1 protein-coding gene is annotated in these 1,026 nt (G+C 53.8%); it reads left to right on the top strand.

Going from position 1 to position 1,026, the window contains the following annotated elements:
- The coding region (locus Q7U71_00080; GenBank protein ID MDO9390158.1) for a Sua5/YciO/YrdC/YwlC family protein at positions 1-1,026 on the top strand (1,026 nt) is incomplete at both ends.

The raw sequence follows: 1,026 nt of genomic DNA, 5'->3' as shown, positions 1-1,026 counted from the left end.
CGACTGCCTGGCCGAGATGCTGGACGCTAATGACCGGCGTTACCTGTATCCCTTCATAAACTGCACCAACTGCGGGCCGCGGTTCTCCATCATCCAAAATACTCCGTATGACCGGCCTTTGACATCCATGGCGGGCTTCACCATGTGCCCCGACTGCCAAAGGGAATACGACGATCCGGAAAACCGCAGGTTCCACGCCCAGCCCAATGCCTGCCCGGTCTGCGGCCCCAGGGTCTGGCTGTGCGGCCGGGACGGCAAAGTAAAGGCCGAAAGATCAGAAGCGATGACGAAGGCCGCAGAATTGTTGTTGTCTGGTGAGATCCTGGCCATCAAGGGAATAGGGGGATTTCACCTGGCCTGCGATGCCGGCAATGACGCCGCGGTCAAAAAACTTCGTGACAGGAAGAACCGCCCGGACAAGCCGCTGGCCCTGATGTGCGGGTCGCTGGAGGATGCTAGGGAAATCTGCCAGGTAAGCGGAGCGGAGGAGAAAGTGCTGGGCTCAAGCCAGGCGCCGATAGTGCTGTTAAGAAAATCAAATACTAAAAATAAAATATTTAATATATCCGATATTGTTGCACCGGGGAACAACTACCTGGGCGTGATGCTGCCCTATGCGCCGGTGCATCATCTTTTGTTTAGGGAACTGAAAAAAATAAATCCCGAACTCAAGGCCCTGGTGATGACCTCGGGCAATGTCCAGGATGAACCGGTGGCGGCCGGCAACCAAGAGGCTTTGAACCGGCTGGCGGGCCTGGCCGATCATTTTTTGCTGAACGACCGGGACATTGAGAACCGCAATGACGACTCGATAGTCTTTATTACTGATACAATAAATAAAATATCAAATATAAAAAATGGGAATGACCAAGAACCGAAGATTAATGACATCAAGCCTCTGATCCAGATCGTCCGTCACTCCCGGGGCTATGCCCCAAACCCGATAATCCTTCCGGTTTCGGTGCCTCCGACACTGGCAGTGGGAGGGGAGATGAAGAACGTCTTCTGTCTGGCTTCCGGCAACAA

Source organism: bacterium (assembly GCA_030655055.1).
Lineage (GTDB): Bacteria > Edwardsbacteria > AC1 > AC1 > EtOH8 > UBA5202.
Note: the sequence above shows the minus strand (reverse complement) of the source record. Positions and strands in the feature narration are given on the sequence as shown.